14 protein-coding genes are annotated in these 12,050 nt (G+C 61.5%); 8 read left to right on the plus strand and 6 right to left on the minus strand.

The genetic code is table 11. The features are described from left to right. The first annotated feature begins 45 nt into the window (after window positions 1-45). The 8 genes from J2X76_RS04855 (at window position 46) to J2X76_RS04890 (ending at window position 7,667) form a co-directional block, all read left to right on the plus strand. Window positions 46-1,293, plus strand: coding sequence for a glycosyltransferase family 2 protein (locus J2X76_RS04855; protein ID WP_310213748.1), 1,248 nt, complete (start codon window positions 46-48; stop codon window positions 1,291-1,293). A 100-nt stretch (window positions 1,294-1,393) separates the two neighbouring features. Further along, window positions 1,394-2,167: a glucose-1-phosphate cytidylyltransferase gene (gene rfbF / locus J2X76_RS04860; protein ID WP_310214715.1), complete on the plus strand. Its 774-nt coding sequence runs from the start codon at window positions 1,394-1,396 to the stop codon at window positions 2,165-2,167. Further along, window positions 2,149-3,231, plus strand: coding sequence for a CDP-glucose 4,6-dehydratase (gene rfbG, locus J2X76_RS04865; protein ID WP_310213749.1), 1,083 nt, complete (start codon window positions 2,149-2,151; stop codon window positions 3,229-3,231). Before rfbF ends, rfbG begins: the two co-directional genes overlap by 19 nt. Further along, window positions 3,228-3,788 (plus strand): dTDP-4-dehydrorhamnose 3,5-epimerase family protein, encoded by a 561-nt coding sequence (locus J2X76_RS04870; RefSeq protein WP_113131424.1) that lies wholly within the window; start codon window positions 3,228-3,230, stop codon window positions 3,786-3,788. The genes rfbG and J2X76_RS04870 overlap by 4 nt, the downstream gene beginning before the upstream one ends. Then, window positions 3,785-5,008 (plus strand): class I SAM-dependent methyltransferase, encoded by a 1,224-nt coding sequence (locus J2X76_RS04875; protein ID WP_310213750.1) that lies wholly within the window; start codon window positions 3,785-3,787, stop codon window positions 5,006-5,008. Before J2X76_RS04870 ends, J2X76_RS04875 begins: the two co-directional genes overlap by 4 nt. Beyond that, the gene (locus tag J2X76_RS04880; RefSeq protein ID WP_310213751.1) at window positions 5,005-5,838 is read left to right on the plus strand and encodes an NAD(P)-dependent oxidoreductase; all 834 of its coding nucleotides are present in this window, start codon (window positions 5,005-5,007) and stop codon (window positions 5,836-5,838) included. Before J2X76_RS04875 ends, J2X76_RS04880 begins: the two co-directional genes overlap by 4 nt. Before the next feature lie 4 nt (window positions 5,839-5,842). After that, on the plus strand, window positions 5,843-6,904 hold the full coding sequence (locus tag J2X76_RS04885; protein ID WP_113131421.1) for a class I SAM-dependent methyltransferase: 1,062 nt from the start codon (window positions 5,843-5,845) through the stop codon (window positions 6,902-6,904). Then, on the plus strand, window positions 6,897-7,667 hold the full coding sequence (locus J2X76_RS04890) for a cephalosporin hydroxylase family protein (RefSeq protein WP_113131420.1): 771 nt from the start codon (window positions 6,897-6,899) through the stop codon (window positions 7,665-7,667). Before J2X76_RS04885 ends, J2X76_RS04890 begins: the two co-directional genes overlap by 8 nt. A 124-nt stretch (window positions 7,668-7,791) precedes the next feature. Here J2X76_RS04890 and J2X76_RS04895 read toward each other — a convergent pair whose 3' ends face one another. The 6 genes from J2X76_RS04895 to flgG are packed head-to-tail and all read right to left on the minus strand — an operon-like array spanning window position 7,792 to window position 12,034. Beyond that, window positions 7,792-8,313, minus strand: coding sequence for a flagellar basal body-associated FliL family protein (locus J2X76_RS04895; protein ID WP_113131419.1), 522 nt, complete (start codon window positions 8,311-8,313; stop codon window positions 7,792-7,794). Between the two features lie 32 nt (window positions 8,314-8,345). Next, window positions 8,346-9,065: a flagellar basal body L-ring protein FlgH gene (flgH, locus tag J2X76_RS04900; protein ID WP_113131418.1), complete on the minus strand. Its 720-nt coding sequence runs from the start codon at window positions 9,063-9,065 to the stop codon at window positions 8,346-8,348. Continuing rightward, window positions 9,062-9,622 carry a MotE family protein gene (locus J2X76_RS04905; RefSeq protein ID WP_113284412.1) on the minus strand — a complete coding sequence of 187 codons (561 nt, stop codon included), beginning with the start codon at window positions 9,620-9,622 and terminating at the stop codon, window positions 9,062-9,064. The genes flgH and J2X76_RS04905 overlap by 4 nt, the downstream gene beginning before the upstream one ends. Continuing rightward, window positions 9,619-10,746: a flagellar basal body P-ring protein FlgI gene (locus J2X76_RS04910; protein ID WP_113131416.1), complete on the minus strand. Its 1,128-nt coding sequence runs from the start codon at window positions 10,744-10,746 to the stop codon at window positions 9,619-9,621. Before J2X76_RS04910 ends, J2X76_RS04905 begins: the two co-directional genes overlap by 4 nt. Further along, the gene (gene flgA, locus J2X76_RS04915) at window positions 10,743-11,225 is read right to left on the minus strand and encodes a flagellar basal body P-ring formation chaperone FlgA (protein WP_113131415.1); all 483 of its coding nucleotides are present in this window, start codon (window positions 11,223-11,225) and stop codon (window positions 10,743-10,745) included. The genes J2X76_RS04910 and flgA overlap by 4 nt, the downstream gene beginning before the upstream one ends. A gap of 20 nt (window positions 11,226-11,245) precedes the next feature. Further along, on the minus strand, window positions 11,246-12,034 hold the full coding sequence (flgG, locus tag J2X76_RS04920; RefSeq protein WP_113131414.1) for a flagellar basal-body rod protein FlgG: 789 nt from the start codon (window positions 12,032-12,034) through the stop codon (window positions 11,246-11,248). Window positions 12,035-12,050: the final 16 nt, after the last annotated feature.

Genomic DNA, 12,050 nt, shown 5'->3' on the forward strand with positions numbered 1-12,050 from the left:
GGCGGGCCCGCGGCGTTTTCGAGCAAATCAGGTCGAGGAAATTCGGTGTCTTCCATCAAGCTCAGCATATGCATCCCCACCTACAACCGTGAGAAACACCTGCACGATTGCCTGGAACGGTGCCATCGCGATTTCCGCTTCGATTTCCCTTACGAAATCGTCATTTCCGACAACGCCTCTACCGACAATACCAGCGCAGTCGCCAAGGAATTCATCGAGCGGGGAATGCCGATCCGTTACGTCCGGGGCGCAGAGAATGTCGGGATGATCCCCAACATGAACAGCTCGCTGCGGCTGGGACGTGGCGATTACATTCTCTACCTCGCCGACGACGACCGCCTGATCCCCAAGGAAGTCGCCAATATCGTCGCTTATCTCGACGAGAACCCGAACATCACCGTCTGCCATGCGCCGTGGGTGATGTATGACGGCATCAACGAGGTGGAGGGCGGCCAGTTCTACACGGTGAACGAAGACAAGGTTTTCCCGGAAAAAAGCTTCGCCGAAGTTTTCAACTACATGTTCCGGGGACACATCTTCCCTGAAATCGGCATCTATCGCAGCAGCGCTTTCCGCGCTTCCTGGGTTCCGAGGGACATCTGCTTCTATCCGTTCCCCATGCTTGCCCATTTTCTGGACCAGGGCGACATCGTTTTCCGCAAGACGCCGTTCTACCGCCAGGTCATCGCATCCGGCGTCGAACGCGATCGCGTCCAGGGCGGCGCCCAGATCGCGGCGACCGGATGGGACCAGTACCGCGGCGGCCTGGAATATTTCCTCTATTTCGCGTCCAAGCGCGGCAAAGTGGGGACCTCGCCCGACGAACGCGCAACCCAGGAACATCTGTGCAGAAACTTCACGCTGCAGCGGATGGCCGTCTCGATGCGATTGCTCGTGGGCATGCGCGAATACGTGAAGGCATACGAAGTCTATACGAGAATGGTCTTCGGAGGGTTCGACGAACATCCGGAAGTCATGTCCTTCAAGGAAGGCGGCCTGCTCGCAACGGCGCTTCAGACCCTTTCCTGGCAGCTGACGGTGACTGCGGGAATCGAGAACCTCGTTATTTCAGGATACCCCGACATCGTCACCCTCAAGGAGCGGCTGCAAAGGGTAAGGTTCCCTTCGCGCGTGGAGATCATCGACGAGCCGGCGGAACCCTCTCCCAGGCAGCTTGAGAGCACCGCAGTCCTGGTGCACTTGCCGGAAGAGCGAACCCGTTTCGTGGAGATGGGCTATCTGCCGAACATGGTGTTCGCCCAGGACGATCTGATCAAGACCATCTTGCTTTAACGGACGGAGGCGTTTAGCCCGATCTCTGGAAAAGCCTTATTTGCATGGCTTGCTGGCGATCGCCGTTCAATGGATAGCCGTCAGTTACGGAGAGACGGAATTGAAAGCTGTAATTCTCGCCGGTGGGTTGGGAACCCGCATCTCCGAGGAGACGCATCTTAAGCCCAAGCCGATGATCGAGATCGGCGGTCGGCCGATCCTCTGGCACATCATGAAACTCTACTCCGCCCACGGCGTGAACGAGTTCATCATCTGCTGCGGATACAAGGGCTACGTCATCAAGGAGTATTTTGCGAACTACTTCCTGCATATGTCGGACGTCACCTTCGACATGGCCTATAACGAGATGCAGGTTCACCGGCGCAGCGCCGATCCCTGGAAGGTTACGTTGATCGATACCGGCGAAGCGACGATGACCGGCGGACGCCTGAAACGCGTCGGCGAATACCTGCGCAACGAGGAGAGCTTCTGTTTCACCTACGGCGACGGCCTGAGCGATGTGGACATCACGCAGGCTATTCAGTTCCACCGCTCGCACGGCAAGATGGCAACGGTCACCGCCGTCCATCCACCGGGCCGCTACGGTGCTCTAGAACGGGCCGGTAACCAAGTCACCGGGTTTGTCGAGAAACCTCGAGGCGACGGGGGGCTGATCAATGGGGGCTTCTTCGTTCTGTCCCCGAAATGCATCGACCTCGTCGAGGACGACAACATGCCTTGGGAGTCCGCGCCGATGGCGAACCTTGCCACGATGGGCGAGCTGATGGCCTACGAGCATGAAGGCTTCTGGCAGCCGATGGACACGCTGCGCGAAAAGAACCTGCTCGAAGATCTCTGGGCCTCCGGAAAAGCACCATGGAAAATCTGGCCGTGAGCGAGGGAACTCGTCCGGACCGCAATTTCTGGGCTGGTAAGCGCGTTCTTCTGACGGGGCATACGGGCTTCAAGGGAGCCTGGCTGTCCGTCTGGCTCGGGCGTCTCGGCGCCGAAGTCACCGGCATCGCCCTGCCGCCGGAAACGCAGCCCAGCCTGTTTGCACTCGCGCGTCCGAACCTCAAGGAAAGTCATTTCCAAGATATCCGCGACGCGGCCAGGCTTGCCGAACTCGTGCAGGCTGCCTCCCCCGAGATCGTGCTGCATCTCGGCGCGCAGGCGCTGGTGCGCCCAAGTTATCAGGATCCGCTCGGCACGTTCGCGACCAATGTGCTCGGAACGGCCAACCTGCTCGAGGCGGTCCGTTCGGTGCCATCGGCGCGCGTGGTCGTCGCGATTACCACGGACAAGGTCTACCGCAACCTCGAACACGCCTTCCCTTACCGGGAGACCGATCATCTCGGCGGGCATGATCCGTATAGCGCCAGCAAGGCCGCGTCCGAGATCGTCATTTCGAGCTATCGCGATTCGTTTCTGCGTGAAAAAGGCGTGGCGGTTGCCAGCGCCCGCGCCGGCAATGTGATCGGCGGCGGCGACTGGTCGGCCGACCGGCTGCTGCCGGATGCGGTGCGTGCCTGGCAATCCGGCAATACGCTGAGCGTCCGGCGCCCCGAGGCGAAGCGCCCGTGGCAGCATGTGCTCGAGCCGCTTTCGGCCTATCTCGTGCTTGCCGAGCGGCTCTGGGCCGATCCGGCCGTCGGCGATGCCTTCAATTTCGGCCCGATCAGCCACGAAGCAGCGCCAGTGCGCCAGGTGATCGAGATCGCCCGCGCCTCCTACGGTCGCGGCGAAGTCGAATATGGCGACGGCACCGAAGGGCCTCACGAAGCGGGCTGGCTTGCCTTGGAAACCGCCAAGGCGCGGCATATGCTGGGCATCGAACCACGCTGGTCGTTGGCGGAAGCCGTCGACCGGACGATGAAATGGTATCGTGCGCAGAATGACGGCGCTGACGCGCGCGCCCTTTGCGAAGCCGAAATCGCCGAATATGAGGCACGCCCTTGAGCCGCTTCACCGTCACCGACCTGCCGCCTGCCGGCCTGAAACTCGTCGAACGCCAGAATCTCGGTGATTCGCGCGGCTTCCTGTCACGCATGTTCTGTGCAGAGGAACTGGCGTCGGCGGGTTGGGCAAAGCCGATCGCCCAGATCAACCTGACGATGACGGCGCGCAAGGGCACGGTGCGCGGCATGCATTTCCAGCATCCTCCACATGCCGAAATGAAACTGGTCAACTGTCTGCGTGGCGCGGTCTGGGATGTCGCCGTGGATCTCAGGCGCGATTCTCCGACCTTCCTGAAATGGCATGCGCAGGAGCTTTCCGCCGAGAACCGCCGCTCGCTGCTGATCCCGGAAGGGTTCGCGCACGGCTTCCAGGCACTGACCGAAGATTGCGAGCTCCTTTATTTCCACTCGATGCCCTATGCATCCGGTTCGGAAAGTGCGCTGAACGCGCTGGATCCCGCACTCGATATTCCCTGGCCGCTGGAGATCACCGAAATGTCGGATCGGGATCGCGGCCATCCATACCTGACATCACAATTCACGGGACTGACGCCATGAACTGCCGCCACTGCGGGACCGCACTCCGCTGCGATTTCCTGGATCTCGGTTTTGCGCCGCCGTCCAACGCCTATCTTGCCGCCGAGGATCTTTCCAAGCCGGAGGTCTATTTTCCCCTGAGGCTGCAGGTCTGCGAGGAATGCTGGCTGGTGCAGACGGAAGACTATGCGTCGGCCGAATCACTCTTCAGCGCCGAATACGCTTATTTCTCCAGCGCCTCGACGAGCTGGCTCGCCCATGCGGTCCGTTATGTGGAGATGATCACCTCCCGTCTCGGCCTCGGCCGGGACAGCATGGTCATCGAGGTCGCCTCGAACGACGGTTATCTCCTGAAGAATTTCGTCAGGGCCGACATTCCCTGCCTCGGCGTCGAGCCGACTGCGAGCACGGCCGAAGCCGCCGAGGCCCTCGGCATTCCGGTCCGCCGGGAGTTTTTCGGCGAATCGCTCGGCAAGCAGCTGGCGGGCGAAGGCAAGAGCGCCGACCTCATCCTCGGCAACAACGTCTATGCCCATGTCCCCGACATCAACGACTTCACCCGCGGCATCACGGCGGTGCTGAAGACGGGCGGCACGGTGACGCTGGAATTTCCGCATGTGATGCGGCTTATCGAACACAACCAGTTCGACACGGTCTATCACGAGCACTTCTCCTATCTTTCGCTGTTCACGGTCGGAAAGATCTTCGAAGCGGCGGGCCTGCGCGTCTTCGACGTCGAGGAACTGCCGACTCACGGCGGCAGCCTGCGCGTCTATGGCTGCCATGCGGGTGATTCGCGACCGACGACGGAGGCGGTTACCGCCCTGCTCCACGAAGAGGCGCGACGTGGCCTTCAGACCCCCGCGACCTATGCCGATTTCCAGGCCAAGGCCGAAAAGGTCAAGAACGATACGCTCGGCTTCCTGCTACAGGCAAAGCGCGACGGCAAGACGGTGGCGGCCTATGGCGCGGCCGCCAAGGGCAACACCTTGCTCAACTTCGCCGGCGTCAAGCCGGACCTGCTGCCCTATGTCTGCGATGCCGCCGCCGCCAAGCAGAACAAATTCATGCCGGGCAGCCACATCCCGATCCTGCATCCCGACGAGATCGTCGCGCGCCGCCCGGACTATGTGATGATCCTGCCCTGGAACATCGCGACCGAAGTCCGGCAGCAACTGGCTTCGCTTGCCGAACAGGGCACGAAGTTCGTGACGGCCGTGCCGGAGTTGCAGATCGTATGACGCCACTGGTTCTGCTCACCGGAGGAACAGGTTTTGTCGGCCGGCAGGTGCTGCGGTCGCTGACCGAATCCGGTGCGCGGGTCCGGGCGATCCTGCGCGATGGATCACCGGAAGGCCGACTTGGCGATCTTGCAGCCGTCGAGAGCGTCGTTCGGACGCCGGATCTGTTCCGCGAATCGGTCGAGTGGTGGGCCAAAACGCTAGAGGGCGTCGATACGGTCGTACATGTCGCCTGGTACGCCGAACCCGGCAAATACCTGCAATCGCCGGAAAATATAACCTGCCTCGAAGGCACATTGCGGATGGCGCAGGGCGCGGCCCTTGCGGACGTCAAACGGTTCGTGGGCGTGGGCACGTGTTTCGAATACGACGTTTCCGCCGGTATGCTGGCGACCGATACGCCGCTGCGGCCGATCAGCCCCTATGCCGGCGCGAAAGCCGCGGCGTTTCTGGCACTATCGCAATGGCTGCCGCTGCATCAGATCAGCTTTGCCTGGTGCCGGCTTTTCTATCTGTTCGGCGAAGGCGAGGATGAACGGCGGTTGTTTCCCTATCTTCGGGCGCAGCTTGCCGCGAGCAAGCCCGTCGATCTGACGAGCGGCAACCAGATCCGCGATTTTCTGGACGTTCGGGAAGCAGGAAGGCAGATCGCCGATATCGGACTTGGCAACAGAACGGGAGCAGCCAACATCTGCTCCGGAATTCCGGTCACGGTACGGCAGATCGCCGAGCGCCTGGCCGACGAGTATGGTCGCCGCGATCTCCTACGATTCGGCGCCCGTCCCGACAATCTGGTGGATCCTCCCTGCGTTGTGGGATTAACGAGGTGATGACATGACGACGAAAGATACCCTGCTGCTTTACGAGCAGCCGCAGCTGCCGACCTTCCAGAACCGGGTGTATTCCACGGCCGCGGAAGCGAAAGCCTGCGCCAAGGGCGATATCCGCCTGGTACAGGACATGAAGACGGGGCTCGTCTATAACGACGCGTTCGATCCCAAGCTCATGGACTACGACGGCAACTACAATAACGAGCAGGGCGTCAGCCGGCATTTCCACCAGCACCTGGAAATGGTGTCGGGTATTGTCGAGCGGACGATGGGCCGCGAAAACCTGGTCGAGGTCGGCTGCGGCAAGGGCCTCTTCCTCGAAATGCTGCTTGAAAAGGGTTTCGATCTCACCGGTTTCGATCCCACCTACGAGGGCAACAATCCCCGCGTGAAGCGGCATTATTTCGAGGCCGGCGTCGATGTGCAGGGCGACGGGCTGATCCTTCGCCACGTTTTGGAGCATATCCAGGCCCCGTATGATTTCCTCGTCGAGCTCTGCAAGGCGAACGGCGGCAAGGGCCGCATCTATATCGAGGTGCCCTGCTTCGACTGGATCATGGAACACCGTGCCTGGTTCGACGTGTTCTACGAGCACGTCAATTATTTCCGGCTCTCCGATTTCCACCGTATCTTCGGCACCGTCATCGAAAGCGGCCGGATTTTCGGCGGCCAGTATCTCTTCGTGGTGGCTGAACTGGACTCGCTGCGGCCGCCGGTGCGCGAAGAAACCGATCTGGTCGCGTTTCCGGCCGATTTCACCCGTACCCTGGGCGACCGGATCGCTCCAGGCCACAGCTCGGCGATCTGGGGCGGCGCGTCGAAGGGCGTGACCTTCTCGCTGCTGAAATCCCGCCAGGGGCAGCCGGTCGACATGGTGATCGACATCAATCCCGCCAAGCAGGGCAAATTCCTGCCGGCAACCGGCCTGATGGTGCAATCGCCGGATCACGCGCTGGCGAAACTTCCCCACGGCTCGACCATCTACGTCATGAACTCCAATTATCTCGAGGAAATACGAATGCTGTCTCACAACGCCTATACCTATGTGGGGATCGACAATGAGTGATTTCACCAAGGAAGTTGAAGCCCGCGTCGCGGCCGTGCCTGCAAACAAGGACCTGAACGACAGCGCAGCGCAGTTCATGCGCACGTCGATCGCCTCGCAATATTCCTACAACTATTTCTGGCTCGGCCGGCCGATCATCCAGTATCCGCAGGATATGGTTGCCATGCAGGAGCTGATCTGGACGGTGAAGCCCGACCTGATCATCGAGACCGGCATCGCCCATGGCGGATCGCTCATCCTCAGCGCCTCGATGCTGGCGCTGCTGGAACTGTCGGAAGCCGCGGAAAAGGGCGAGGTCGTCGATCCGGCCAAGCCGAAGCGCAAGGTTCTCGGCATCGACATCGACATCCGGGCCCACAACAAGGCCGCGATCGAGGCTCACCCGATGGCGTCGCGGATCGAAATGATCCAGGGCTCCAGCATCGCGCCGGAGATCATGGACCAGGTCCGCAAGATCGCCGCCGGCTACTCGCGCATCCTGATCAGCCTCGACAGCAACCATACCCACGACCATGTGCTCGAGGAGCTCAAGCTTTATGCGCCGCTCACCAGCATCGGCAGCTATTGCGTCGTGTTCGACACCGTCGTCGAGGACCTGCCGAAGGAACTCGCGGGCGACCGGCCGTGGGGACCGGGCGATAACCCGAAAACCGCCGTCTTCGAATATCTGAAGACCCATCCGGAATTCGAGATCGACAAGTCGGTCGAGAACAAGCTGCTGATCACTGTCGCTCCGGACGGTTTCCTCAAGCGGCTCCGTTAACCCGAACAAGCCGCTCCTTCCGCCCATGCCGGAAGGAGCGGACGGCCGGACGGAGACCCCTACCCAAACAAAAAGCGGCCACTTGCGGGCCGCTTTTTTTCATGCTCGATCGTTGGGATCGTCCCTATTCGATCACGAAGGAACGGAACATCACCTTGGCGACCTTGCCCTGCGAGCGAAGGTCGATGCGTTCCTTGATATCGTCCTTCAGATACTGAAAGCCCCGCGGGCCTTCGATCTGCTGCAGCGAAACGGTGCGCATATAGGCGAGGATATCCTGGTGGATATTTTCGGCGAGCGCCAGTTCCGGCGGGCCCTTGAAGGCAAGCGCGACTTCCAGCCGGATCCAGTTCTCGGACGGATAGGCAAGATTGGTGGTGATCGGCTCCAGAAGAATGACGCCGTTAGCCGCGGTGGAGATATGAGGAAGGCCCTCTTCCTTCTTGCCGGCTTCGCCATGCTCGCCACCCGCAGCCGCCGTCTCGTGGGCCTTTGCCGCGTTCGGGTCCTTCGGTGCGATCATGCCGCCGACGATCCAGCCGCCGGCTGCACCGACCACCGTCAGGATCGCGACGCCCGCCACGACCATGATGGTGCCGTTATTCTTTTTCTTACCGGCGTCGGCCGCCTGTGCTTCATCCGCCATGGCCTTCAAACCTTCACATCAAGAGAGCTTCGTCAGAAGGGCGAGAACAGATCGACGACCTGCTGACCGACCGGAGGCTGCTGGACTTCCATCAGACGACCACGGCCGCCGTAGGAAATTCGGGCTTCGGCAATCTTGTCGTAGGAAATTATATTGGTGGAATCGACATCCTGCGGCCGGACGATACCGGCAACGTTGAGGATGCGGATCTCGTGATTGACGCGAACTTCCTGCGAGCCGCTGATCAGGAGGTTGCCGTTCTCCAGAATGCCGGTCACCACGGCGGCAACGAGCAGCTTCAGGGTTTCGGCCCGTTTGATCGTTCCCTTGCCCTGGGTATCCGTGTTCGAATCCGTACCGAGGTCGCCGGTCGTCTTCGCCTTGGGGGTCCAGCCAAACAGGTTGCTCAGGCCGGCGTCCCAGGTCAGGCTGGTCGAGTTCTTGCGGTTGCGTTCCGTCTCGTTGTCGAACGATGCCTTGTCGTTGATCTTGATATCGACCGTCAGGATGTCGCCGACGTTGAGGGCGCGCGAATCCTTGAACAGGGCCGACTGGTTGTCGCTCCAGAGCGAATAGCCACTCGCCATCTGCCGCGGCTGCTTCGGATAGGACGACATCTGCGGCGCCTGCGCATATTGCAGGCCGCTACCGATCGGACTCATCGCCGGCGCATTGCCGATCTCCTTGATCGTCTGGCTGGAACAACCGGCGAGGAGGAGAACGGAAAGGATTGCGGGAATGGGTTTCATCATGAGGGCACTTTCGGAACATTGGGAGTGCGTGCTTTCGACGTATTGGGGTCGGAAGCGCTTGAGATGATCGTCGAGATCATGCCAGCCTTCTGCGGGTCCATTTCCGCGAGGAAAAGGGCCGACTGACGGGCCGGAAGCTGCATGATGATCGCGGCGGCGACCTCCATGTTCATTTCTCCCAGCTGCGGCGCAGCCGCATCCGGCTTCATGGTCTTGAAGATGTCGACCAGGCCGGCCTGGGCCCGCGCCAGGAAGTCGTTGCGGCGCTTCAGCCAGTCCTGGTATTCGGCGGTGCGATCCTGGAGCGCCTTGATGCGGGTGTTGACGTCCGCCTCCAGCTTTTCAAGCTCCTGCTTCTGCAGCAGATAACGCTGGTCGCGCGCGGCGTCGGCGATATTGGTGCAGAACTTCTGGATCTCGTCGCTGGTCGATGCTTCGCTCACCGAAGCGGGCTGCTGCGCACCGACTTGCGAGACAAGTGTCAGGACAGCGGCAGCGGCAAGCACCCGGCGGGCCAGCTTCTTCGAAATGGAAATGGTGAACAATGTCTCGGTCATTGCAGGACGAGCTCCGCTTGAAGGGCGCCGGCAGACTTGATGCCCTGCAGGATGGCGATGATGCCGTCCGGCTTGACGCCGATGCTGTTGAGGCCGGCGACCAAGGTCCTCAGATCCGGACCGTTGAGGAGCGCGACCTGGCCACCGTTCTTCATTGCCATGATATCCGTCTGGGGCTGGACAGCCGTCTCGCCGCGCGAGAAGGGTTCGGGCTGGATCACCTGCGGGGTTTCGGTGACCTGCACCGTCAGCGTGCCGTAGCTGACCGCGACGCGCGAGACCTTTACATCGGCACCGATGACGATGGTGCCGGTCCGCTCGTTGACCACGACCTTGGCCGGCGTGTCGGTTTCGACCACGAGGTTTTCGATCTCAGCCATCAACCGGGTCAGATCGGCGCTCTTCGGCTTTTCGATCACCACCTCCTGGCTGTCGCGGGGTTCGGCGATCGGGCCACCGTAGCGGCGGGCGGCGAAACTGTTGACGATGTCTGAAACGCGCACTGCCGTCGAGAAATCCGGGTTGCGGAGCTGCAGGACGAGGTTCACCGAATCCTTGAACTTCGAGGGCAGCTCACGCTCGATGATGGCACCGTTCGGAACACGGGCCGAGGTCGTGACACCTTCGGTCAGCGTGGCCGCCTGACCCTGGGCCGAGAAACCGGACACGACCAGCGCGCCCTGGGCGACGGCGTAGATCTGGCCGTCGGCGCCGGACAGCGAGGTCATGACAAGCGTGCCGCCGCGCAGCGAGGTCGCGTCGCCGAGCGAGCTGGTCGTGACGTCGATACGGCTGCCGGGGCTGGCGAAGGGAGGCAGGTTGGCCGTGACCATGACGGCCGCGACGTTCTTGGCATTGGACTGGCTGCCCTGGGTCGAGATGCCGAGGTTCTGCAGCATCGCCTTCATGGACTGGTCGGTGAAAGGAGACGAGCGCAGGCTGTCGCCGGTGCCCTGGAGGCCGACGACGAGACCGTAACCGATGAGCTGGTTGTCGCGGCCGGCCTGCAGCGAAGCGATATCCTTGATGCGGGCGGCGACGACATAGGGGCCGTCGGCAGATGCCGGCGCGCTTCCCAGCAGGGAGCCGATCACCGCGAGAGTAAGGAAGAAACGGGTTCTCATTTCGCCATCACCTGGATTGTCCCGTCAGCCATGACGGTGCCGCTGACCGTGACGCCCGAATCGATATTGCGGACACGAATGACGTCCCCGACTGCCGCATTCTCGAGCGGCGAGCCGGAGGCTGAAATCGTCATGGTGCCGATGGTGAAGGTCAGGCGAACCGCTTTGCCGCGGGTGACTGCGAAGGCTTCGCGAAGCGCCGAAACCGGAACGGTGCGACCGGGCAGCAGCGTGCGCTTTGCCACCATGCCCACGACTTCCTTGGTCTTGCGGGCATAGTCGCCGCTCAGATTCGGATTGGTGATCTGAACCTCTTCGACCCTGCCCTCGGTGATCTCTTCGCCGGGATAGATGGTCTGGGTCGGCACGACGGCCGTCCCCATCCCGGCGAGGACCGGCGAGCCCGTTGCGGCAAGAAGAGCTGCCAGGAGCCGCAAGGCCAGCCTGGCGCCAATCGCATTTTTCCGGCGAAACTTCATGTCTGCCCGTCTCCTGGTAATTATTTCAGGTTTTTGCTGACGATCGTTGCCATCTCATCGGCGGTGGTGATGACCTTGGAATTCATTTCGTATGCGCGCTGGGCGGAGATCAGATCGGTGATCTCGCGGACGGCGTCGACGTTGGAGCTTTCCAGATAACCCTGTTTCAGGTAGCCGAAGCCGGGATCTTCCGGAGCGGCAACGATCGCTTCGCCGGATGCCGCGGTCTGCGCAAACAGGTTGTCGCCGAGCGGCTGCAGGCCGGCCTCGTTGACGAAGTTGGCGGTGGTCAGCTGGCCGATTTCGGTGAAATCCGCCGAGTTGCCGGTGCGAACCATGACCTGGCCGGTGCGGGTGATCTTCGTTTCGCTGACATCCGCCGGGAAAGTGATGTTCGGCACGACCGCATAACCATCGATCGTGACGAGCTGGCCCTGGGCATTCTTGTTGAAGGCACCGGCGCGGCTGTAGAGCGTCTGGCCATCCGGGGTCTGGATCTGGTACCAGCCGCGGCCGACGATCGCCACGTCGAGATCGTTCTCGGTGTGGGTCAATTCACCCTGGGTGTGGATGTTGCGCACGGCGGAGGTCTGAACGCCGAGACCGATATTGGCGCCTTCCGGCACGATCGCCTGGTTGGCCCGGTTCGGCACGCCCTGGGCGCGCTCGCTTTGATAGAGAAGATCGGAAAATTCGGCGCGGGCGCGCTTGTAACCGGTCGTGTTGATGTTCGCGATATTGTTCGCGATGACTTCGAGATTGGTCTGCTGGGCATCCATGCCCGTTGCTGCGACGGAAAGCGCTCTCATGTCTTCGTCCTCAAAC

The organism is Neorhizobium sp. 2083 (genome assembly GCF_031455615.1).
In the GTDB taxonomy this organism is placed as follows: domain Bacteria; phylum Pseudomonadota; class Alphaproteobacteria; order Rhizobiales; family Rhizobiaceae; genus Neorhizobium.

Bases quoted from the DNA above. Each gene is read 5' to 3' on its own strand.
- J2X76_RS04910 (WP_113131416.1), bottom strand. From the start codon at position 10,746: ATGAGAACCCGTTTCTTCCTTACTCTCGCGGTGATCGGCTCCCTGCTG.
- flgH (WP_113131418.1), bottom strand. From the start codon at position 9,065: ATGATGAAACCCATTCCCGCAATCCTTTCCGTTCTCCTCCTCGCCGGT.
- J2X76_RS04875 (WP_310213750.1), top strand. From the start codon at position 3,785: ATGAACTGCCGCCACTGCGGGACCGCACTCCGCTGCGATTTCCTGGAT.
- J2X76_RS04885 (WP_113131421.1), top strand. From the start codon at position 5,843: ATGACGACGAAAGATACCCTGCTGCTTTACGAGCAGCCGCAGCTGCCG.
- flgA (WP_113131415.1), bottom strand. From the start codon at position 11,225: ATGAAGTTTCGCCGGAAAAATGCGATTGGCGCCAGGCTGGCCTTGCGG.
- J2X76_RS04880 (WP_310213751.1), top strand. From the start codon at position 5,005: ATGACGCCACTGGTTCTGCTCACCGGAGGAACAGGTTTTGTCGGCCGG.
- J2X76_RS04890 (WP_113131420.1), top strand. From the start codon at position 6,897: ATGAGTGATTTCACCAAGGAAGTTGAAGCCCGCGTCGCGGCCGTGCCT.
- J2X76_RS04895 (WP_113131419.1), bottom strand. From the start codon at position 8,313: ATGGCGGATGAAGCACAGGCGGCCGACGCCGGTAAGAAAAAGAATAAC.
- J2X76_RS04905 (WP_113284412.1), bottom strand. From the start codon at position 9,622: ATGACCGAGACATTGTTCACCATTTCCATTTCGAAGAAGCTGGCCCGC.
- flgG (WP_113131414.1), bottom strand. From the start codon at position 12,034: ATGAGAGCGCTTTCCGTCGCAGCAACGGGCATGGATGCCCAGCAGACC.
- rfbG (WP_310213749.1), top strand. From the start codon at position 2,149: ATGGAAAATCTGGCCGTGAGCGAGGGAACTCGTCCGGACCGCAATTTC.